Annotated in this window: 21 protein-coding genes and 1 pseudogene; 15 read left to right on the top strand and 7 right to left on the bottom strand. The window is 68.7% G+C overall.

Annotation, left to right across the window (positions count from 1 at the left end; genetic code table 11):
* Positions 1-16 precede the first annotated feature (16 nt).
* From Apa02nite_RS10015 to Apa02nite_RS09995, 5 genes are all read left to right on the top strand, one after another.
* Positions 17-1,567, top strand: a complete 1,551-nt coding sequence (locus tag Apa02nite_RS10015; RefSeq protein ID WP_203824788.1) for a long-chain-fatty-acid--CoA ligase — start codon at positions 17-19, stop codon at positions 1,565-1,567.
* Positions 1,564-2,040, top strand: coding sequence for a GNAT family N-acetyltransferase (locus Apa02nite_RS10010; RefSeq protein WP_203824787.1), 477 nt, complete (start codon positions 1,564-1,566; stop codon positions 2,038-2,040). The genes Apa02nite_RS10015 and Apa02nite_RS10010 overlap by 4 nt, the downstream gene beginning before the upstream one ends.
* 4 nt (positions 2,041-2,044) lie before the next feature.
* Complete coding sequence (locus Apa02nite_RS10005; protein ID WP_203824786.1) at positions 2,045-2,989, top strand: acyl-CoA dehydrogenase family protein; 945 nt, start codon at positions 2,045-2,047, stop codon at positions 2,987-2,989.
* Positions 2,990-3,082: 93 nt separating this feature from the next.
* On the top strand, positions 3,083-4,495 hold the full coding sequence (locus Apa02nite_RS10000; protein WP_203824785.1) for an MFS transporter: 1,413 nt from the start codon (positions 3,083-3,085) through the stop codon (positions 4,493-4,495).
* 58 nt (positions 4,496-4,553) lie between these two features.
* Positions 4,554-5,699: an IS701 family transposase gene (locus Apa02nite_RS09995; RefSeq protein WP_373872897.1), complete on the top strand. Its 1,146-nt coding sequence runs from the start codon at positions 4,554-4,556 to the stop codon at positions 5,697-5,699.
* 181 nt (positions 5,700-5,880) lie between these two features.
* Here the strand turns inward: Apa02nite_RS09995 and Apa02nite_RS09990 are convergent, their stop codons facing one another.
* Positions 5,881-7,143, bottom strand: coding sequence for an MFS transporter (locus Apa02nite_RS09990; RefSeq protein WP_203824784.1), 1,263 nt, complete (start codon positions 7,141-7,143; stop codon positions 5,881-5,883).
* A gap of 211 nt (positions 7,144-7,354) precedes the next feature.
* Between Apa02nite_RS09990 and Apa02nite_RS09985 the strand changes: the two genes are divergently transcribed.
* The 7 genes and pseudogenes from Apa02nite_RS09985 to Apa02nite_RS09955 all read left to right on the top strand — a co-directional run bounded on the left by Apa02nite_RS09985 (position 7,355) and on the right by Apa02nite_RS09955 (position 13,434).
* Complete coding sequence (locus Apa02nite_RS09985; RefSeq protein WP_203824783.1) at positions 7,355-8,050, top strand: GNAT family N-acetyltransferase; 696 nt, start codon at positions 7,355-7,357, stop codon at positions 8,048-8,050.
* A 64-nt stretch (positions 8,051-8,114) separates the two neighbouring features.
* Positions 8,115-8,990: an alpha/beta fold hydrolase gene (locus Apa02nite_RS09980; RefSeq protein ID WP_203824782.1), complete on the top strand. Its 876-nt coding sequence runs from the start codon at positions 8,115-8,117 to the stop codon at positions 8,988-8,990.
* 179 nt (positions 8,991-9,169) lie between these two features.
* Positions 9,170-9,729, top strand: a pseudogene (locus Apa02nite_RS09975) (IS701 family transposase); the annotation flags it as partial.
* 213 nt (positions 9,730-9,942) lie between these two features.
* Entirely contained in the window at positions 9,943-11,241 is a 1,299-nt protein-coding gene (locus tag Apa02nite_RS09970; protein ID WP_203824781.1) for an AAA family ATPase, read from the top strand.
* A gap of 626 nt (positions 11,242-11,867) precedes the next feature.
* Positions 11,868-12,146 carry a hypothetical protein gene (locus tag Apa02nite_RS09965; RefSeq protein ID WP_203824780.1) on the top strand — a complete coding sequence of 93 codons (279 nt, stop codon included), beginning with the start codon at positions 11,868-11,870 and terminating at the stop codon, positions 12,144-12,146.
* 18 nt (positions 12,147-12,164) lie between these two features.
* Positions 12,165-12,596: a LuxR C-terminal-related transcriptional regulator gene (locus Apa02nite_RS09960; RefSeq protein WP_203824779.1), complete on the top strand. Its 432-nt coding sequence runs from the start codon at positions 12,165-12,167 to the stop codon at positions 12,594-12,596.
* A gap of 34 nt (positions 12,597-12,630) precedes the next feature.
* On the top strand, positions 12,631-13,434 hold the full coding sequence (locus Apa02nite_RS09955; protein ID WP_203824778.1) for an AfsR/SARP family transcriptional regulator: 804 nt from the start codon (positions 12,631-12,633) through the stop codon (positions 13,432-13,434).
* Here the strand turns inward: Apa02nite_RS09955 and Apa02nite_RS09950 are convergent.
* From Apa02nite_RS09950 to Apa02nite_RS09940, 3 genes are all read right to left on the bottom strand, one after another.
* Positions 13,401-15,080 carry a serine/threonine-protein kinase gene (locus tag Apa02nite_RS09950; protein WP_203824777.1) on the bottom strand — a complete coding sequence of 560 codons (1,680 nt, stop codon included), beginning with the start codon at positions 15,078-15,080 and terminating at the stop codon, positions 13,401-13,403. The genes Apa02nite_RS09955 and Apa02nite_RS09950 overlap by 34 nt on opposite strands.
* A 214-nt stretch (positions 15,081-15,294) precedes the next feature.
* A complete protein-coding gene (locus tag Apa02nite_RS09945; protein ID WP_203824776.1) occupies positions 15,295-16,608 on the bottom strand; it encodes a hypothetical protein in 1,314 nt (437 codons plus the stop codon).
* Between the two features lie 91 nt (positions 16,609-16,699).
* Positions 16,700-17,068, bottom strand: coding sequence for a hypothetical protein (locus tag Apa02nite_RS09940; protein WP_203824775.1), 369 nt, complete (start codon positions 17,066-17,068; stop codon positions 16,700-16,702).
* A 356-nt stretch (positions 17,069-17,424) separates the two neighbouring features.
* Here Apa02nite_RS09940 and Apa02nite_RS09935 point away from each other — a divergent pair, with 356 nt between their 5' ends.
* Entirely contained in the window at positions 17,425-18,804 is a 1,380-nt protein-coding gene (locus Apa02nite_RS09935; protein ID WP_203824774.1) for an FAD-dependent oxidoreductase, read from the top strand.
* 67 nt (positions 18,805-18,871) lie between these two features.
* Here Apa02nite_RS09935 and Apa02nite_RS09930 read toward each other — a convergent pair whose 3' ends face one another.
* Together Apa02nite_RS09930 and Apa02nite_RS09925 are read right to left on the bottom strand one after the other, a co-directional pair.
* The gene (locus Apa02nite_RS09930; RefSeq protein ID WP_203824773.1) at positions 18,872-19,303 is read right to left on the bottom strand and encodes an MEKHLA domain-containing protein; all 432 of its coding nucleotides are present in this window, start codon (positions 19,301-19,303) and stop codon (positions 18,872-18,874) included.
* Entirely contained in the window at positions 19,300-19,497 is a 198-nt protein-coding gene (locus Apa02nite_RS09925) for a hypothetical protein (protein ID WP_203824772.1), read from the bottom strand. The genes Apa02nite_RS09930 and Apa02nite_RS09925 overlap by 4 nt, the downstream gene beginning before the upstream one ends.
* Before the next feature lie 223 nt (positions 19,498-19,720).
* Here Apa02nite_RS09925 and Apa02nite_RS09920 point away from each other — a divergent pair, with 223 nt between their 5' ends.
* Both Apa02nite_RS09920 and Apa02nite_RS09915 read left to right on the top strand, forming a co-directional pair.
* Positions 19,721-20,212, top strand: coding sequence for a peptidase inhibitor family I36 protein (locus Apa02nite_RS09920; RefSeq protein ID WP_203824771.1), 492 nt, complete (start codon positions 19,721-19,723; stop codon positions 20,210-20,212).
* A gap of 478 nt (positions 20,213-20,690) precedes the next feature.
* Entirely contained in the window at positions 20,691-21,128 is a 438-nt protein-coding gene (locus Apa02nite_RS09915; protein WP_203824770.1) for a hypothetical protein, read from the top strand.
* A 46-nt stretch (positions 21,129-21,174) separates the two neighbouring features.
* Here Apa02nite_RS09915 and Apa02nite_RS09910 read toward each other — a convergent pair.
* Positions 21,175-21,732: RidA family protein (locus Apa02nite_RS09910; protein WP_203824769.1), on the bottom strand; the 558-nt coding region annotated here is incomplete at its 5' end.

The raw sequence follows: 21,732 nt of genomic DNA, 5'->3' as shown, positions 1-21,732 counted from the left end.
AATAGCATCGATTCCGATGTTGAATCTCGCGATGCTTCTCGAAGACAGCGCCCGCAACCACCCCGAACAAACCGCCGTGGTCCTCGACTCAAGGAACTGGACCTACGCCGACATCGACGCCGAAGCCCGCCGGGTTGCGGCCCTGCTGGCCGGCCGCGGCATCGCACCGGGAGACCGCGTGGCGCTGTCATGCCCGAACCTACAATGGTTCCCAATCATCTACTACGGGATTGTCAAAGCGGGTGCGGTCGTCGTTCCGATGAACGTGCTTGCCACCCGCGCGGAGGTCGAATACTTCCTGGCCGATTCCGGGGCGAAGGCGTTCTTCTGCTTCGCCGGAACCCCGGAAATGCCCATCGGTGAACAAGGGTTCTCGGCATTCCTCAGCACCTCCGGCTGCGAACAGTTCTTCCTGATCACAGCGGCGTCTGAGGCGGCATCACCGATCGTCGGAGCGGAGACCCTCGAACAGGCGCTGAGTGGCCGCGCTCCGATCTTTGAGACGGTGATGCGCCAGGAGACCGATCCGGCGGCGATCCTCTACACCAGCGGCACAACCGGGAGGCCCAAGGGTGCCGTCCTGACGCATTCCAACCTGCTGCTGCACGCGGCCACCGGCAACCAGATGCTCGGCAGCACCGACCTCGGCGACACCCACCTCGTGGTCCTGCCGCTGTCGCACGTGTTCGCGGCGACCGTGAACATGCACGCGGGCTTCGCCTCGGCGTCGACCCTGGTGCTTCTTCCCCGGTTCGACCCCCGTGTCGCGCTGCGGATCATGGAGACCGGACGCATCACCTTCCTCGCCGGCGTGCCGACCATCTACTGGAGCCTGCTCAACGCGATGACCGACGCGACCGACGTCGCGCGGATCGCGGGCAGCATGCGGCGCGCTCTGTCGGCCGGTGCGGCGCTGCCCGTCCCGATAATCGAGGGCTTCGGGAGGAACTTCGGGGTCACGATCCTTGAGGGGTACGGCATGACCGAGGCCTCCCCGACGATCACGTTCAGCAAGCCCGGCTCGGCCGCCCGCCCGGGTTCGGCCGGAGTGCCGATCTGGGGCGTCGACGTCAAACTGGTCGACGACAACGGCGACACCATCGATGGCCCGGACCGGGTCGGCGAGATCCTGGTGCGCGGGCACAACGTCATGCGCGGCTACCACAACCGGCCGGAGGAGACCGCGGAGGTCCTGCGCGACGGCTGGTTGCACACCGGCGACCTGGGACGCCGCGACGAGGACGGCTGGTATTACATCGTCGACCGGGTCAAGGACCTCATCATTCGCGGCGGCTACAACGTCTACCCCCGAGAGGTCGAGGACGTCCTCATGACCCACGAGGCGGTCTCGCTGGCGGCGGTCATCGGAGTTCCCGATCAGGCTCTCGGTGAAGAGGTCAAGGCCGTGGTCGTCGCCAAACCGGGCGCCTGGCTCACCGAGAACGAACTGATCGCGTGGAGCCGCCTGCGGCTGGCGGCCTACAAATACCCGCGGATCGTCACGTTCGTCGACGAGATTCCGCTCTCCGCGACTGGCAAGGCGCTGAAGCGGGAGCTGGCCCGATGACCGGCCCCGAGCGGTCGATCCGGATCCGGGCCTGGCGCGACGGCGACGCCGGACGGATCGTCGAGGCGGCCGGCGGGCTCTCGACGCAGAGCCTGTTCGGTCGCTTCGGCGTCGGCACCGCGTCACTGCCGAGGGCGTACATCCAAATGATCGAGCAGCATTCGGCCGACGACCGGGTCCTGATTGTCGTCGCGCTCGACGGCGAGCAGGTGATCGGCTGGGCGGAGTCGTGGCCGGACGCCACCGGGGACGTCGAGCTGGCAGTGGTGATCGTCGACGCGTGGCAGCGCCGGGGGGTGGGCGCGGGCCTGGTGCGTTTCCTGCTCGGGGAGGCGGCGGCGGGGGAACGCCGGGTCAATGCGTACGTCCTCGGCGAGAACTCGGCGGCGCACCGCCTGGTCCGGGCGGTGGTCGCGGACAGGCTCGAGGCGAGCCGCAGCGACCAGTACGTGCACTACAGTCTGGCCGCATAGGGCGATGATCGCTCTGACCTATCCGCGGAGGTCGGTGACGCCTGCGGAGTTGCCCGAGGTGCTTCGTCCCGCGATCGAGAGGTATCGCGGGCGTTGCACCTCGCTCGGCCGGGTCGACGACGCTCTGGTCGAGATCCTGCGCCTGCTGGGTGCCTTCCGGCTGAGCACGCCGCGAGAGCTCGGCGGCTTCGAAGCAACGCCGTCCGTGATCAGTGCGGTGCTCGAACAGGTGGCCCGGATCGACGGTCCGACCGCCTGGACGATGATGAACGCCAACCTCGGCCATCTCGCCGTTTGCCTCGGATCCGGCGCGACGAGCCGCGTCTGGGGCGACGGGCCGGATCCGCTCATCGTGACCTCAGGACAGCTCGGCCGGCTCCGTGGCTACGTGCTCTCCGGCCGCTGGAAAGTGGTCAGCGCCGCCGGCACCGCCGATTGGTTTTTGCTGGCCGCGTCGCCAGTTGGTGATGCCGACCGGCGATGGTGTCTCGTTCCCCGATCGGCGGTCTCGGTGCTCGACGACGGTGAGACAGTGGTGGCGCAGCGCACGACCGTGAAGGTCGGCATGCTGTTGAAATCCCTTACCCCGGAGCGGAACTCCCGACGGGCCTACCGCCTGCCCGCGGCAACGGCATTCGCTGCGCGCGGCGCCGCGGTGCTGCTCGGGATGGCGCGGGGAGCCCTCGACGACGCCAGCCACAGTGGACCGAATCGGACTCGTGTCGCGGCCGCGGGGGCTCTGCTGCGGGAGTCGCTGCACGGCCTGGACCGGACGGCGCAGGCGGGCGGCGTGACCACCGAGGCGCAGCACGCTGAGCTGGATGCCGCGATCCGTCACGCCGTCGACACCGCCCGGGACTCAGGCGGCTTCGGATCGTCAGTCGACGAACTGGTGGACGTCTCCACGGCTTCCTTGTTGATCAACTCGGCGTCAAGTCACCGTCGGTAGGTTTCGTCTCGGGGAAGTTGAGGCCCGGTACCGGTTCAGGCGTGTCCCGGTGCCGGGCTGCCGTTCATCCGAGCACGAGGAGCGCCCACCGGCGTGCCCGGCTCCGGTGAATGGGCACAGATCGCGCATCGCATCGTGCGTCTGTCGCCACCCTGCCGGTCCGGTCGGGATACCCGATCGGACCGGCTCCACTCGCAGATGAGACCGCCGTTCAGAGTGACGGAAAACGGTTCCGCGGTGGCAAACCCGGCCTTCATTCTTAGGAGTCTCCTCTTGTTCGGACTGGTTCTGCGCAACCGCGAGTTCCGGGCGATGGTGTCGACCGAGACCCTCTCCGTCTTCGGTGATTTCCTGTCCCGGGTGGCGCTGGCGGTGCTCGTCTTCACCCGGACCGGTTCGGCCGGGCTCAGCGGTTTCGCCATCGCGCTGACCCTGCTGCCCGCGGTCGCCGGCGGCTTCCTGTTGTCCGGAATCGCGGACCGACACCCACGCCGCGACGTGATGGTAGCGGTCAACGTGGTCCGCGCCGCCCTCGTCGCGGTCATGGCCGTACCGGGCTTGCCGCTGTCTCTGCTGTGCGGTCTGGTTGCTGTCTCGTCGTTTCTGACCGGACCGTACGCGGCGGCCAACCTGGCACTGCTGCGTGACGTCCTGCCGGCGGAACAGTACGGCACGGGCATGGCACTGCGAGGAATGCTGTCCAACGGCAGCCAGTTCTTGGGCCTGGCACTGGGCGGCCTGCTTGCCTCGGCACTGAGTCCGGCCGCCTGCCTGTGGCTCGACAGCGCGACTTTCGCCCTGGCGGCGTCGATCATCGTTCACCGGGTCGTGCGGCGTCCGGCGGCGCGGTCCGGCCCGGCTCGGCGGCCCGGGGCAGGGGTGTTCGATCTGGTCTGGGGTACGGCCGGAAGACGCGCCGCCTTCCTGTCCACGTTCACCGGGTTGTTCCTCGCGGCGCCGCTGGCACTGGCTGCCCCGCTCGCCGCCGGCCTGGGCCTTCCATCGCGATGGGTCGGGTTCATCATGGCGGCGGGCGCGGCCGGGGCGATCGTCGGGCTCGCGATCTTCGGCAGGTTCGCCGGGGCTGAACGGTCGGGCTGGGTTTTCCCGGTGGCCGCGGCGGCGGCTGGTCTGCCGCTGATCGCGCTGGCCGGGGTGCGTGAACCCGTGGCCGTTCTGGTGCTGATCGGATTGGGCGAGGCGTTCTGGGCGATCATGACGGTAATCGCGGCGTCCTCCTTCGCCGGGCTGCTGCCCGACGCGCAGCGCGGCCGTGGCATGGGCATCGCCGGTTCGGTGAACACCGCGGCGCAGGGTCTCGGAGCACTCGCCGCCGGGGTGCTCGGCGACCTGATCACGCCTGCCGTCGCCATCGCGGTTCTCGGGGTGGCCGCGGCGCTGTTCGCGCTGCTGCCGGCCGGGCAGTGGTGGCGGGCGAGCGGCGAGCGGGGGAACCCGGCCGACCGGGCCCCCGCGCTCGCCGCCCAGCCGGCAGCGGTGGATTAGTTAGTACTGCTACGGCGGATCACTACTTCGAGTAGTTCTGGGTCGTTTGTCAGGCGTGGTGACGGTTGAGCAGGTAGGCTGGGATGACGCGTTCCAGGAGTACTTCCTGGGTTTCTCGCATCATTTCGGGCGAGTGGAGACCCGCTGGCAGGCCCGTAAATATCTGCGTGGATTGATGGCGCCTCTTGGACGGCGTAATGGCTGGACCCTCGCCGAACAGGCCGGGGATGACACTCCGGACTCGATGCAGGCGTTGCTGTGCAGTCCGTGTTTCGACCGGGACGCGGTCCGCGACGAGATCCGGGCCGGCCTGGTCGAGGCGATCGGTGACGAGGGCGGGGTACTGGTCGCCGACGAGACCGGGTTCATCAAGAAAGGCAAGGGCTCGGCCGGGGTCCAGCGGCAGTACACCGGCACCAGCGGTAAGATCGACAACTGTCAGATCGGGGTCTTCCTGGCGTATCACACCCGGTACGGACGGGCGTTGATCGACCGCGAGTTGTATCTGCCGCAGTCCTGGACCGCCGACCGCGACCGCTGCGGCCGAGCGCACATTCCTGACGACGTCGCGTTCGCCACCAAGCCCGAACAAGCGCAGTCCATGCTGGAACGCGCGGTGCAGGCGAAGGTGCCGTTCGCCTGGTTCACCGCTGACGAGGCCTATGGGCAGCACCGCAAACTGCGGGAATGGTGCGAAGAACGAGACATCGCCTATGTGATGGCCACCCGTAAGGATCACGAGGCGCCGTCCGGGCTGCACACCGTCACCCGTGTCGACCAGCTGATCGCCAAGGTGAGAGCGGGAGCGTGGCGGCGGATGTCCTGTGGTGACGGTGCCCACGGGCCGCGCGTACACGACTGGGTCAGCGTCCCGGTCCGTGCCGAGTTTCCGCACGGCCGCCGCGGCTGGGTCCTGGCCCGCCGCAGCATCAGCACCGGTGAGCTGGCCTATTACGTGTGTTTCGGGCCGCGAGGCACCCGGCTACGCACCCTCGTCAGCACGGCGGGCGCGAGGTGGGCGGTCGAGGAGAGTTTCCAGACGGCCAAGAACGAGGTCGGGATGGACCAGTACCAGGTCCGTCGCTACGACGCCTGGTACGCACACATCACCATGGCCATGGCCGCCGCCGCATTCCTGACCATCATCCGCACCGCCGAGGCTGTCACCGGCAAGCCATCGAGCAAGCAGACGAAGACAGCCTGATCCCGCTGAGCAGCAACGAGATCAGGCGCCTGTTCGCCAAACTCATCCTGACCGTCGAGCACGCCGCCAAACACGTGCTTGCCTGGTCAAACTTTCGACGGCTCTGCATCCAACGGGCCCGCGATTCTCATTACCGCAAACGACTCGAACGCCTCGAAGGGTACGAACCGTCGTAGCAGTATTAGACCCCGGCCCCAGCCGCGACGGCCTCCGCCACGGCGGGGGCCGGCTTGGCCCTGAGCACCACTGCGGCGAACAGCAGGAGCCCGGCGCTGGTCAGGGCGAGCCCGGCCCACACCGTGGACAGGGTGCCCCAGCCAGCGTCGAGGGTGAAGGCGCCACCGATCGCGCCCAGCGAGTTGGCCAGGTTGAGCGCCGCCAGGTTGAGCGCGCCCATCAGGGTCGGCGCGTCGGGCGCCGCGTTGGTCAGCCGGACCTGGATGGTGGGAATCGCGAACATCATGGTGGCGCCCACCCCGAACAGCGCCGGCATCAGCACCGCGAGGTTGCTCCCCGCGACCCCGATCACGACGAGCAGCACCAGGACGCCGCCGAAGCCCCAGGTCAGGCCGCGGCTCTCGTGACGGTCGGCGACCCGGCCGCCGAGAAAGTTGCCGGCCGCCATGCCGAGGCCGAAGACGGCCAGCGCGAACGGGATGACCGACGGGCTGCGGTGCGCGGCGTCGGTCACGAACGGCCCGATGAAGGTGTAGACGGCGAAGATGCTGGAGATGCCGAGGGCGGCGACCGCGACCATCAGCCACACGCTGACCCGGCGAAGGGCGCCGAGCTCGCTGGTGACCGATCCGCCGCGTAGTTCGTCGGTACGCGGGAGCCAGGCGAACAGCGCGAGGGTGGCCAGGACGCCGACCCCGACGACGGTCCAGTAAGTGACCCGCCAGCTCGCCGACTGGCCGATGAACGTGCCCAGGGGTGAGCCGAAGATGGTGGCGATCGTCAGGCCACCCATCACGGTGGCGAACGCCTTGCCGCCCTTGCCCGGCCCGTAGACGTAGGCCGCCACCACGGCGCCGGCCCCGAAGTAGGCCCCCTGCACGCAGCCGGTGATAAATCGGAAGACGATCAGCATGGCGATGTTCGGCGCGATGGCCGACAGCATGTTGCCGATCAGGAACAGCACCATCAGGCCGAGCAGCAGGGTCCGCCGGTTCATCCGCGCGGCCAGGATGGTGATCGCCGGCGAACCGAACATCACCCCGAAGGCGTACGCGGTGATCGCGTAGGTGGCGACGGGGATGGAGACTCCCAGACTGGACGAGAAGAGCTGGATGATGCCGTTGCTGCCGAACTCGCCGGTGCCGATGGCGAAGGTGCCTAGGGCGAGTGCGAACAGCGTCAGCCCGGTGTGCCGGATCGGCTTGGTCGCGGTGGTGTGCCGGCTCTCTTCAGCCGTGCACTGTTTTTCGAACGCCCGGTTACGCATGGTCGAATCCTTGCGGCGTGCACTGAACAGGGACTGGATCCCTTTCACAACCCATTCACCGGGTACGGCGATCACCGCGTGATGAGCCTGGAGATCCGGCCGCCGCAGCGTTCCAGTCACCGTCAAGAGGGCGTCAACTCAGAGGAAATACGTTGTCGCTGAGGCAAGGCGGCTCCGTTCGCCTGCTTCGGAGATGAGAGAAGGAACCCCGATGAAGGTCGAAGCCGACCGGATCGCGGCCGCGTGGCTGGACGCGAATGTTCGACTCGTCCGGGCGACTCCACTCGGCTGGCACGCCGAGCAGAGTGATGCGACGGCGCTGGTCAGCCAGAGCGGTCTTCCCTCGCTGAACCTGGCGGTCAGCCTTTCTACGAGCCCCGACCTCGGCGCGCTCGACACGATGGCTTCGAAGGTCGCCGGCCGGTACGGCTTGACCGACCGTGGCGCCATCAACGTGATGGCCTGTCCGGCCGGTGAGGCGATGCTGACCGCGCAGCCTCAGCACCTCGCCACGATCAGGCAGGTCACCTCGGCCGAGGCCGGCGAGTACACCGCCGCCCTCGCCGCGGGCTTCGAGTTTCCGGCCGAGTCGCTCGGACCGTTGATGGGCGGAGCGGTGCTGGACCGGTTGACCGGTTACCTGGCCGGACCGCCCGGCTTCGCCGAGGGCACCGCCTTCGGCATCGCCGGTCCCGGAGCGATCGGCGTCTACAACATCGCTGTCACCCCCCGGGCGCGGGGCAGAGGACTCGGCCGTGCGCTGACCGTCCGGGTGATGCGGGACGGTTTCGCCGCCGGTGCCGAGTTCGCCTATCTGCACGCTTCCGGATCGGGCCTCGCGTTGTACGAATCGATGGGCTTTCGGCACGTCGAATCCTGGAGTCTGTTTACCGCGCCCAGGTCCTGACCGAACTTTCGAGGGGCAGGCGGCATCTTCGCTGTGATGACCGCCTCTCGAAAGGGACCGATCCATGAACAGCCTCGAGCCGGGGACGCACGCATTCGTAGCGAACGGGATCCGGCAGGTCTATCACGTCGCCGGTTCCGGCCCGGTGATGATCACCCTGTCGGGCGGGCCCGGCGTCGAGTACACCTACCTGCGTTCGACGCGTCTGGAGAAGAACTTCACCATGGTGTACGCGGAACCGGCCGGAACCGGAGAGTCCGGGCCGTTACCGGAGGACGCGACCTTTGTGGAGACCTACGTCGACCTGTTGGACGCGCTCGTCGAGCATCTGGGCGTGCCGCGGATTCATCTGCTGGGCCACTCACACGGCGGATTCACCGCCCAGGGACTCGCGCTGCGCCGGGGTGACCGCGTCGCGGGTCTCATCCTCTACAGCACCTCACCGGTCACCGACGGGGAATTCTGGGCGGCCGTGAAGGTGAAGGCCGCCACCTACCTCGAACGGCATGCGGGCATTCCGGACATCGATGTCGTGGCCGCGGCGTTCAACCGGCCCGACTCCCGGGTGACGCATGCGGAGAAGACCGCCATCCTGCGCGACTACCTTCCGCTCTACTTCGCCGACTTCTGGGGCCGCCGGGCCGAGTTCGACCTGCTGCGCAGGAACGTCCGGGCCTGGGCCGTACAGGTGTCCGGCGACCTTGTCGACTACCGCTCGCGACTGTCTTCGCTGACCGTCCCCACGCTGGTCGTCACCGGCCGCCACGATTTCATCTGCGGCCCGGCCTGGTCGGAGATGCTGCACCGGGGTATCCAGGGCTCCCGGCTGGTGATTCTCGAGAACAGTGGTCACTTCGGTCATCTGGAGGAGCCGGAGGCGTTCCATGACGCCGTGGAGGCGCTGTTCTCTGACAACCGGGGGCGGCCGGTCACCGAGTGATGGCGAGCTGACGCTCCGGAGGGCGAGTCCACCCCTGGCTCATCACCTCTGGGCGTCCGGACCGCTTGCCCGCCCGGTCGGCGGGCGGGGCGAAGACCCACCTTGGTTCGGGGGTTGCTTGCCGAGATCTGATCGCCGCGTCAACTCCGCGTCCAGTGTCTGCTGGCTGAATGTGAGCAATGGCGCAACCACAGGCCGAACTGGACCGGCTGCATGACAGGATCGCGGCTCGCTTCGCCCGGGCCGAGCCCCGGCGACGGGCCCGAGCGTACGTGTCCGGCCTTCTCACCGGCCTGGCCCGCAAGAACGGTTGGACCCTGGCCGACTGGGCCGGCGACGCCTCGCCGGACGGGATGCAACGGCTGCTGCGCTCCGCGGACTGGGACGTGGATGGCGTCCGGGACAACGTCCGGGATTACGCGATCGAGCATCTCGCCCAGCGGCACGGGGGCTGACTGTCGGCGAGACGGCCTTCGCCAAGAAGGGGATCAAGTCGGCCGGAGTCTGCCGCCAGTACTCCACCGGCTCGGGACGGCGGCAGAACTGTCAGATCGAGATCTTCCTGGCCTATCGTTCCGCCCGTGGCCAGACGTTGATCGATCGGCAGCTGTTCCTGCCCGAGAAGTGGATCGATGATCCGGACCGATGCCGGAAAGCCGGCGTCGCCGACGGCATGACGTTCGCCACCCACGAGGAGATCGGCGAGCAGATGGTGGCCCGGGCCCTCGATGCCGGAATCCGGCCCCTGCGCGTGGTCACCCACGCTGATCCCGGGCTGACGCAGTGTCTTCGCGCGGCCCGCGAGCACGCCGGACTGGACCAGTATCAGGTCCGGGACTGGCGGGCGTGGCATGCCCACGTCACCCTGTCGATGACCGCGTTCGCCTGGCTCGCGGCCGTCGGAGCGGACTCCACCGCACGGTCGATCTAACCGTCGTTGCAGGATGTGGTGATGGCGGAGATTGTCGGGCGGGCCGACGAGATCAGTGCAGTCGAGACGCTGCTGAGCGACGCGGTTCAAGGGCGCGGCGCGACTCTGGTGCTGCGCGGCGAAGCCGGTCTCGGCAAGTCGACGCTGATGGAGCACGCCTTGCGGACCGGCCGGGAGCGCGGGCTGCGAATCTTGCGCGTGACCGGGGTGCAGGCCGAAGTGCAGATCTCGTTCGCTGGACTCGACCACCTGCTGCGGCCGTTACGGCTCGCCCCGTCGGCCGCCGAGTCGCCCTACCACCGGGCCATCGAGCTGATCGACCGGCTCGGCGGCGCACCCGACCCGATCCTGCTCACCGTCGAGGACGCGCACTGGCTGGACGTGTCGAGTTGGGAGACGCTGGCGTTCCTGGGCCGCCGGGTCGAGTCGGACCGGATCGCCGTGCTGATGGCCGTTCGCGACGGCGAGGACATCGATCGTCGACTGGCCGCGGCCGGACTTCCCGAGTTACGGCTGGAGTCGCTCGCAGCCGGGGACGCCGGGACGTTACTGGACCGGACCGCGCCCGGGTTGCCCGAGGCGTTGCGGACGCGGGTGCTGAGCGAGTCCGCCGGAAATCCGCTGGGCATCGTCGAGTTGGCCGCCGCGGTGGCCCGCTCCGGCGGCTCGGCGCTGCTGCCCTCGTCGCTGCCACTGAGCGCGCGGGTGGAGCGCAGTTTCAACGACCTGGTCGCCCATCTGCCGTCGGCGAGCAGGCAGTTGTTGTCGATCGCGGCGTTCGACGACGGCAGCGACCTCGACGAGATCCTGCGCGTCGCGGCCGTCCTGGACGGCGCGGAGGTGCCCGCCGACGCGATCCAGCCCGCCGTCACGGCCCGGCTCGTGACGGTGGGGGAGCAGTACGACGTGCGCTTCCGTCACCCGCTGCTGCGCTCGGCCCTGCGTCAGCGGGCCGCCCCCGGAACCCGTCGGGAGATCCATGCCGCGCTGGCCGAGGTGCTGGCCGGACAGCCGGACCGGCAACTGTGGCATCGGGCCTCGGCCGTGCCCGGCCCGGACGAGGAGATGGCCCGCGAGCTGTTCGCCACGGCCCTCGGCGCCGCCCAGCAGAACGCCGTCGCGGTCGCGCTGGCCGCCGCCGCCCGTGCGGTCCAGCTCAGCGCGGACCCCGCCGAACGGGGCAGCCGGCAGATCTGGGCTTGCGATCTGGCCCATGAACAAGGCGATTCCGCGACGGTACGGCGGTTGCTGGCCGAGATCGACGAGTCCGCCCTGAGACCCGCCGATCGGGCCCGGCTGATCTGGATCCGGGAGGTCTAACTGCATCAGTCCGGGTCGGGAGCGAAGCGGCTGGCGATCTACGCCGAGCTGATCGACGCGATGCGCCGCGACGGCGACCCGGCCACCGCGGTCAAGGCGATGAGCGAGATCTCGCTGGCGGCCTACTACGCGAATGTGCCGGCGGTCGTGCGAGATCGGATCGTCGAAGTCGCGCTCGGTCTCGGGTTGCCCGAGGATGACCCGCGTCGCAGTGAGATCCTGCTGAACATCGCGCCGATCGACCAGGGCGCCGCCGAGCTGGACCGCTTACGCGCTTTCGCGATCCGGATGGACCTGCCGCCGACGCGCCGGTCCGAGCTGGCCATCGCCGCCTTCTCTGTCGGCGCGCTGGACACCGCTCGGTCCCTGGCGCTGTCCGCGGCGGCCGACCTGCGCGGCCAGGGCCGGATCGGCACGCTGGCGCAGGCGCTGAGCACGGCCGCGTCGGCGTCCGCCGGGTTGGGTGACACCCGGGCCGCCCTGCCGCTGCGGCCGAGAGCATCGCCCTGGCCACCGAGACCGGGCAGCCGGCGTGGGTTCTGGGCGGCAGTCTGGTCGCCGGGCTCGCCGAGGCGCTGGGCGGCGAGGTCGCCGCCGCGCGGGCCCGGGCCGACGTCGCCGAGCAGGTGCTGCGCGCGGCGGGCCGGCTGCCGATGCTGGCCCTGGCCCAGCGCATCCGGGGGGTGGCCGCGCTCGCCGAGGGGCACTCGGAGGACGCCTTCCGGCAGCTCATGCGGATCTTCGACCGCGACGACAGCGCCTGGTTCCCGAACTATCAACTGCTCACGCTCGGCCACCTGAGCGAGGCGGCCGTGCTCGGGGGCTTCCAGGGGGAGTTGCGCCCGGTGGTCGCCGCGCTCGAACCGATTGCCGTGCAGAGCCGTTCGCCCGCGCTGCGGGTCTGACTCGGTTACGCCCGCGCGGTGCTCACCGGCGACTACGAGCGGGCGCTCGCCGAGGATCTGACCGGGTGGCCCTTCGACCGGGCGCGACTGCAGCTCACGTACGGCGCGGCACTGCGCCGAGCGTTCCGGATCACCGAGTGCCGGCCGTTGCTGCGCGACGCGGTGGCCACCTTCGACTCGCTCGGCGTCACGCCGTGGGCCGACCGGGCGAGGTCGGAGTTGCGGGCGACAGGCGAGACGCGCCGCCGGCCGATCGACGCGTTGTCCCTGCTCACCCCGCAGGAGCAGCAGATCGCCGGGCTCGTCGCGGCGGGCCTGAGCAACCGGGAGATCGGCGAGCGACTGTTCCTCTCGCCCCGCACGATCAGCACCCATCTGTACCGGATCTACCCGAAGGTCAACGTCAGCTCCCGCACCGAACTGGCCCGGACATTACGTCATCCGACGTAGCCTGACCGGCCGTCCGGCTGCCTACCGTCGGCGGATGATCGAGAAGACCGCGGGCGCGGCACTGTCACTGCGGATCCTCGGTCCGCTGAGCGTCTCACGGCGTGACGAGCAGATCGACGCGGGGCCATGGCAGCAACGCTGCATGCTGGCCATCCTGCTGGCCCGCCCGGGGGAGGACGTCAGCGTCCGCGAACTGGCCGAGCTGATGTGGGCCGACTCCCCGCCCAGCGCGATCAACATCATCCACAAGTACGTCGGCGCGCTTCGCCGTGCGCTGGAGCCCGATCTGGCTCCCCGGATCAAAGGCGCTTGTCTGGTACGGAACGGGAACGCCTATCGTTTCGTCGCCGGCGCGGCGGAGGTGGATGTGATCCGGTTCCGCGCCCTGGTCACGCAGGCGCGCGCCCACGAGGATCGCCATGAGCCCGGCCGGGCGCTCGACGTCTACGAGCAGGCGATCGGGCTGGGCCGGGGCGCCACCGCGGACGGCCTGGCCGACTCGCCGTCGGCGCAGACCCTGTTCACGACCCTCGACGGCGAGTTCTGTGAGGCGGTCGTGGCCGCCGCCGAGCTCGCGGTGCTGCTGCGCCGCCCGGCCCGTCTGGTGGCGCCGTTGCGTCGTGCCGCGGCCATCGACCCGCTCAACGAGCTGGTCCAGGCGACCCTGATGACGACGCTGGCCGCCACCGGCCGTCGAGCCGAGGCCCTACGGGTCCACCAGTCGGTGACCCGGATGCTGGACGAGGACCTGGGCATCGGACCCGGGCCCGACCTGCGGGCGGCCTATCTGGGCCTGCGCGGCGATCACAGGGTGCTGCGCACGAACTTCTCGGCCTGACCGATAGTGGTCTTGGTGTTGATCAGCGGGTCGAGCCCGCTGTTCGCGGCGGTCACGTACTTGCCGTTCGCCAGGGCCAGGAAACTGACGGTCCCGTCGGCGTTCTTGATCAGCTTGAAGGTCTCCGCGTCACCGACGGTGTCGGCGCTCGCTATCAGCGGCTCGACGCCGTCCGGGTCGGCCGTCACGTACTTGTTGTTGATCTCCGCGCGCAGGGCGATCTTGCCGCTGCCCAGGCTGATCTCGTCCCACGTCTCCCAGGCACCGGCGGCGTCGGGAAACGCGATCAGCGGCGACGTCCCCTCGTTGTCGGCGGTCACGTACCGGTCGTTGACGATCGCCTCGTAGTACGCCACGACGAGCGTCGGCGCGGTGTCCCCGCCGGCCTCCGGGGTGCTGCCCGCGCCGCCCTCGGCGGTCCGGGTGGCCGTGGGACTGGTCCGGCGCGTCGCCGTTGTGGATCGTTTCACCCGAGTGGACGGGGCGGCGGACGGCGCGATCGACGGCGAGGTCGACGGTGCCGCCGCCACCAGTCCCGCCCCGATGGCCGGTCGCGCGCTGACCTCGGTACCGCCGCTCGTGGCGTCGCCAGAGCGGTCGTCGCCGGGCAGCAGGTAGGGCCGGGCCAGGAAGGCGGCGGCGATCAGCGCGACGACCACGGCGGCCGCTAGCAGGATCCGCCCGCGGCGGGACGCCTTCGTCGCGGGCACGGCGGCGGTGATACCGGCCTCGGACGGCAGCGGGGCCCGGATGCCGTCGAGGTCCCCGAAGACCTGTTCGCCGGACCGCTCCGCCCGGATCGCGGCCCGGACCGGCGACCGCGACGGCTCACCCGCCGCGACCCTGAGCAACTCCTCGGTGGTCGACGCGTCGATGCGGAACTCCGGGTCGCGATGTAGCAGACCCTCCAGCACGTCGGCCAGCACACCCGGGCGTCTCGGTCGCCGCGGCAACTCGGTCGCCAGCGCCGCCAGCGTCGCGGCCGGCGTCGACTTCGAATAGGGCGGCCGGCCCTCGACCGCGGCGTACAGGGTGGCGCCCAGCGACCAGAGGTCGGAGGCCTCTCCCGGAAAGCCGTCGAGGGCGAGCTCCGGGGCGAGGTAGGACGGCGACCCGAGCACGACTCCCGTCGCCGTCATCCGCGAGTCACCGGCGATCGCCACCAGCCCGAAGTCGGTGAGAACCGTCCGTCCGTCATGGCCGAGCAGGACGTTGGCCGGCTTCACGTCGCGATGCAGCAGACCCTCACGATGAGCGGCCCGGAGCGCGGAGAGAACGTCCAGCCCGACCCGGGCCGCTTCCTCGGGGTCCATCGGCCCCTCGTCACGGACCACCTCGAACAGCGAGCGGGACGGAACCAGCTCCATCACGATGCAGGGCAGGTCCCGATCCGAGACGACGTCGATGACCCGTACGACGTTCGGGTGTGTCAGACGCGCGGTCGCTCGTGCCTCACGCATGGTCCGTTCACACAAGGCGTCCATCTCGTAGGCGGTGACTCCGCGCGGCGGCAGCATCTCCTTGACGGCGACGTCACGGCCGAGCAGGTCATCGCGGGCAGCCCAGACCCGGCCCATCCCGCCGGAGCCGATCGGGCGGACGAGGCGGTATCTACCGGCAATGATGCGCAGGGTGGAGTCGTACACGGCGGCGACAATATCTGAGTCACCATTCCTGTGAATGGCCATGCCGTCACAGGCGGCCACGATGGGCCATTCCCCCGTTACGACCTGTCGATGCTCGGAAGGTGGAACGTGGAAAATTAGAAGATACTCACGCATTGATAAATGTCACATGCAAATTCGGGAGAATCCTGGACCGGACGTGGGGACTCGATCTCCGCGTCCGGCCCTTGGTACCTCATGCTGGGGCGAGGAACCACACCTTTACGCCATCGGCGTCTACCCGCGGCTCGCCGAGGAACCGGGTGAGAAGGTCGGCATGCTGCTGGAAGTGCACGCTCGGGCCGAGGATCACCGTCGTGACGCCCCAGTCATCCAGTTGCTTCCACAGTGCCTGGGACAGCTCGGGAGTGATGGCAGGAACGGTCCCGTCCTCCTCCAGGGAGACGAAGACCTGCTCGATCGGGCCGGGGTTGACGCCGATGAGCGTCCGCCGTTCCTCACCCGAGGGGGCCAGGAAATATCCGTCGGGCGTCGAGTACGAGAAGTCCGCCGCCTGCTGCCACCGCATCGGCTCGGTGTGGTGCGGCGTCGCGACAGGGACGACGAATGCCCTGGTGCCGTGGGGTAACTCCCGCGCGGCGGTGCTGAAGTAACGCGGAATGTCCGGCACCGGTTCCACCGCGAGTGGCCGCGGAAGCAACGTGACGGCGACGAGTCCGACGAGGCCGGCTGCGGCGAGCGTTCGCGCCGAGGAACGCGCGGAGCAGGCGAGGGCGTCGAGCGCCAGGGCGAGCAGGGCGGCCGCGAACATCGCGGTGACCACACCCAGCCGGCTGGGCAGGGCCCGCTCCAGCACCGGGACCTTGCCGAGCAGGTGATAGGGCATCGCCAGTTTCGTCTGCTCGCCATGCACCCAGAGGGTCCCGCCCATCGAGAGCACGGCGAAGGTGACGAAACCCGCCCCGGCCGCGCGGACCCGTGGATCGGCCTGCCGGAGCAGGATCATCGCCAGGCAGGTGAGCAGCAGCGGGAGCCCGAGATAGACCAGATGCTCGGCCGGACCACCGCCCGGGAGCGCCGCGATCTCGTTCGCGGGCCCGTTCCAGATGTTCTCCGAACGCGTGGTGAACGACGTGAGGTCCGCAGCGAAGTAGTCGATCCAGAATGGCGAATCCTGCGATCGCATCGGCCCGAAGAGCTGGGTGTAGAGCGGATAGGCGGCGAGCGGGAGGAAGACCGCGAGCGCCCACGCGTACACCCAAAGGGCGCCCGGAACGGCCGACCAGAACGTCTTCGGGCGACTCAGTAACTGAACGACCAGCATGACGAAGGTCGCCAGACCGGCCTGGAACAGGATCTCCTCGCCGATCAGCACCTGCGCCAGCGCCGCCAAGCCCAGCCCGATGCCCACGCGCCGCCGCTTCGTCGTCGTCCACGCCGCGATGTTCAGAGACACGATCACGGGCAGCAGGCCGGCCGTCGCCATCGAGACGTGGCCCACCATCGAGTTGACGATCGCCGGCGCGAATCCGAACACCGCGCCACCCACCGCGGCCGCGGGCCGGCTCAGGCCCAGGCGGACGCAGACAGAAGAGCATCGCCGTCGCGTCGGCCACGGGCGCCAGAGCGAGGACGACGTTCTAGGTCACCAGCGGACCCGCGAGCAGGGTCAGCCAGGACAGCAGCAGCGCCACCAGCGGCATCGACGTGTTCGACATCAGGTTCACGCCGGCCGGCATGTTCATGGCATCGGTGAAGAATGGATTGTTCAGGTGATGCAGTGAGTGCGCGATCCAGCCGAACCACCATTGATAATTGTCGGTGTCCCCGGGGTTTCCGGCCACCCGCCGGCCTCCGGGATCCCGCCAGAGCCCTGCCGTGAGGACTACCCCGCCGCCCAGGTAGAGCCAGATGGCGAGAAACGTGGCTGCCCGGCCGTCTTCCTTTTCCCGCCGATGGGTGCCCGGCTTCTCGGCTGCGACCGGTGCAATGGAGACGTCGGTTGACATGGTGACCTTTCCGCCGGTGTGATCTATCCCGCCGACGGAAATTACGGAACGCCACTGCACGTCAAATTGAGTGCTTCTTTACCCGCGAAAGAAAACCCGCGGCGACTGCCCCGCGCCGTTGCGTGGCAGTCGCCGCCGGCCCCTGACGGTGACGGTGGACGTGAGGGACCGAGAGAGAGTCAACACCAGCGCGAAAGATTTTCACTGGACAGCGACTTCATCGGACGGATCCGGCGAATCGCCCGGGCTGCGGCTCCGGGCGCCGCTGTCAGGAATTTCCCGCGCCGTCGAGAACGCCGCGATTCCGCCCGTTGAAGTATTCGAATGCTCGCTATCGACGAAATGGAATTCATCGTATGCCCGCGACCACAGTCACGACTTTCGCGCGGATCGCCTCGGATCTGCCGCCGCGGGGTCCGGCCCTGCGCCTGGACACGGCGATCGTGCTGGGCGGCAGCGTCGCGGGGATGCTCGCCGCCCGGGTCCTGGCCGACCACGCCGATACGGTGCTGATCGTCGAGCGTGATGGCGGCCCGGCGGCGAGCGGCACCCGCGCGGGTGTGCCGCACGGCAACCAGGTGCACGTTCTGCTCGCCGCTTTCACCCGGCAGATCGAGCGGTGGTTCCCCGGGTTCACCGGCCGTGCCGTGGCCGGGGGCGCGGTCCGGATAACGGCGGAGAGCTCCCGGTCGTACGCGAACGGCGTGCCGAAGGTAAGCATCGGTGATCGCGCCGTGTTGTCGATGACCCGCCCCTACCTGGAGCAGCGGATCCGTGCCGAGCTGGCGGCCGTCCCCAACGTCCGGATGGTCACCGGCCGGGTGACCGGCCTGGAGTTCGACCGTTCCGCGGTCACCGCTGTCCGTTACGAGGCGGACGGGGCCGGCGTACGTCAGCCGGCCGGGCTCGTCGTGGACGCGCTGGGCCGGGGCAGCCGGGTGACTGACTGGCTGACCGCAGCGGGCTGGCACCGTCCGCCGATGCTGCGCGGCGGCGACGCCGTGAACTACGCGACCGCCGTCTTCCAGCGGCCGCCCGAGCAGGATTCGGTCCGGCGGGCCGCGGCGCTTGACCCGGCGACCGGCGAGGGGGCGATCTTCCAGTCGGTGGAGGGCGATCGTTACCTGGTCATGCAGGGCGGCATCGGCGACAGCCGGCCGGGCGGCACCGCTGAGGACATGGTGAGCCGGCTGCGGCATCTGCTGCCCGAGCCGTTCGGCCGGGTGGCCGAGAACGAGCTGATCGGTGAGGTCGTGACCTACCGGCTGGTGGACAGCCGGCGCCGCGACTTCTGGGCGTGCACGCAGTTTCCCGCGCGGCTGATCCCGGTGGGCGACGCGGTCGCCTCGCTCAACCCCTTCTACGGCCAGGGACTGAGTTCGGCCGCCCTGCACGCCTCCGCGCTGTCGTTGTACCTGCGGTCGGCCCCTGACCTGGACTTTCCCGCCCGCGACTACCTGGCGATGCAGAAGGTGGTGGTCGACGCCGCCTGGGCGATCTCCACGCGATCGCCGGAAACCGGGGACGCGCGGCGGTGGATAGTCCGGCAGATCGTGCGTGCCGCCGTGGTCGACTGCTTCGTCGCGACGGCCTTCGCCGACGTCACCCAGATGCTCAAGCACCCGGCCACGCTGTTCACCCCCGCCGTCGTGGCGCGGGCCCTGCTGGCCCGGCTGAGACGACTCCCCGCACCGGTCCGGCCGATCGCCGGTCGCGTCGAGGTCCTGAGTTCGTGATCCCGGAGCCCGGCTCCCGGCGAACGGGCCGCGGTCGTGGAGCGAACACGACCGCGGCCGGTCGTTCTCAGGCGGGTGTGGTGCGCCGGATCAGGGCGGCCTGACCGGCGAGCGTCCCGTCGGCGTCGACGAGGTTCCAGATCGTGACGTCCTCGATCCAGAACGGGGTGCCGTCCTTGCGGACCCGCGGGCCGCGATAGTCGTCGACGTAACCCTTGTCCAGCACCGACTCCATGAACGCCTGACGCGACTGCTGGTCCTGCGTGCCCGCGGCGAGGCGCGAGGGCAGACCCAGAAGACCTTTATCGCCGTACGCGAATAAGGTCTGTGCCTTTTGATTGGCATAGATGACCACGGGGTCGGTCGCGGTGTCGTGGGCGAGCAGGCCGAACGGCGCCCGATCGAGCCACTCGGCAGCCTTGTCGCCGTGCAGCCCCTCAGGCACGAGCTCCCGGCCGGTGAGCCGCCGGTAGCTGTCCACGAGCAGCTGGGGTGTCACTGGACGGAGATGCTGACCGTCGGACGCATCTCGGCGCAGGTGGCCAGCACCGCGTGGATCGGGTGCTGTTCGAACGCCGTGATCAGGCCGGCGTCGAGCTCTCCACAGGTCGGGCGGGACCGGTCAACGTCTTCACAACGGGTTTCGTATCGACCGTTCAGTCGTGTTGCCGTGACGCCTTTGATGGGTTTCACGCGTGTCATGTGAATTTGGTTCCCCGCGACAACCTAGTGCCCCTCTCTGGAGAAAGACTAGATCTTCCGTATCGAAGGTTAGTGTCCCCTCAGCTGAGCCGGCGAATCTGAGGGGATGGAGTGCGGACGGGCCACGCGCTGCGGATTTTCGCCGAGCATCGATTCAGAGGCGGTAAACATTTTCTCAAGTCCATCTCAGTAGCCTCTTCTAGGAAGATGTGCGATGGACCGGCCGCTTGCCGTCCTCGCTGCGCGATTTTTTGAGACGATGGGAGATTCAATGAAGGTTTTGAACAGGCGTGCTCTCGGCGCGGGAATCGGGACCACGGTAGCCGTTATCGGCTCCCTTTTCGCGGTTTCTTCGCCAGCGCTGGCGGACTATAGCTGCCCGAACGGACAGGTCTGCTTCTACCAGGACAGCAATGGCCACGGAAGCCCGGCCACACTGGCCGCCCTCGCCCAGGGCGGGCCCGGCGAGCAGAAGTTCTGGAATCACCTTTTCCACAACGGCGTGAATCTCAACGACCAGGCGTCGTCCGTCCACAACAACACCGACCAGTGGCTGGAGGTCTACGCCGAAGGCGGCTATGGCGGCCGTTGGCAGCGGGTCCAGCCCCGTGGATGGGCCAACTTCACCGGCGGTGGAGTCTACAACGACACGGCGTCTTCGGCCCGTTTCATTGCTGCGCCTTGCACGGCGCCGGACTGGTGCTAGCAACATTGACGTTTGAGGTGTCTGGGTCAGGCCGCTAGATAGCGGGCTGGCCCAGATGCCGTTTTGCCTGAGGGCTCCTCGGATGGCCGCAGCAATCCGATCACCGGGGAGGACGGTGTCCTGCTTCCCTCTGCTTCGGCGTGCGACCAGCCGGAAGTGCCTGTCAGGTGGAAACGGATAACTTCACCGGGGCATCGTCTCGTTTGTCCATCCTCAGCCATCGCATCGAACGCCCCCGGTCCGGATTCGGTCTGGTGGGCTCACTCTTTCAGCCACGGCGATCCTTCCGGGAGAACTCCATGAACAGAACACACTTTCTTCTTCTGGCCTTTGCGACGACGCTCGTGACCACCGGCTGCGCCGGTCAGACAGCAACGACAGGTTCGCCGGCGGTCGTCGACAGCTCGAGCCCGGCTGCGATTTCTTCCCCTACCTCTCGTCGCACCACCAAACTGCCGGGCGACGTGATTCATACGGCATGTCGGCCGGGACATCACGGGAGTGGGTGATCAAGGGCGAGGCGGTCCACAACAAGAACTCTCCGAACGCGACATTCGGATTCGCGCTCTACGCGAAGAAGAGCGACGGATCATTGGAACCCGCTCTCGACATCTACGAGGTCCAAGGAGACAGCCTCGCCCAGGGCTTCCACGCCGTCGAGGGGGCCGCCACCTTGGAGAACGGCGCCCAGCAGCCGGCCTTCGGCTACTTTGTCGGCGCCCCAGCCAAGATCACTGGTGATCTCGACGGCCGTCAGGTGGAAGCGACCACGGCTATCTGGAGCGCGAACAGTGACGTCGTCGTCTTCTGGTTCGACAACACGAAGGTCACCGGCGACGGCGGCATCATGACCACCGTCACCGCCCTGGACGCCTCCGGCAAGGAGCTGAGCCGATTCGCCATCACCGGGCCGTGAACGCGGCTGGGATATGCCTTGCCCCGCGGCGAGGTGAGGAGGGGACCTAACCGGGTCGCCGTTGTCCGCCGGATTCCTGGCAGACGAAGCTTCCCTCGATCTCCACCAGCGACGACTCGATCGCGAGCCCGGCCACCAGGACAAGGGTGTTGGCCGGGAAGTCGCCCTCGGGAAACCACTCGTGGTAGACCTTGTCGCGGGCCGTGTTGAACTCGGCGAGCGAGTCACGTCCCACGACGAACGTCGTCAACTTGATCAGGTCGCTGGGCGTGGCACCCTGCGAGGCCAGGAGCTCACCGATGGCGGCGAAGACGAGGCGGGTCTGCTCAGCGGCACCGGCCGACGCATCGGTGGCGATCTGCCCGGCGAAGGTCGCGGTGCGGGTACCGGCCGCCACGATGGTCAGCTGGCTGTATTTACCTTTCGGCGCCGGGGCGGACGTGGGATTCACGCGTTGCAGAGCTTGCACGATGGTGATCCGATCTGTGCTGATGTTCGGAGCGCGTCGCCACGTTACACCGCCGGGTTGATTGGCCTGTCTCGCCGACTGCTCGATGCTGAAGCAGCCGTTGCGTCGGATTCCGCTGATCAGGCTCCTGGCCAC

This window comes from Actinoplanes palleronii (assembly GCF_016862315.1).
GTDB lineage: Bacteria > Actinomycetota > Actinomycetes > Mycobacteriales > Micromonosporaceae > Actinoplanes > Actinoplanes palleronii.
Note: the sequence above shows the minus strand (reverse complement) of the source record. Positions and strands in the feature narration are given on the sequence as shown.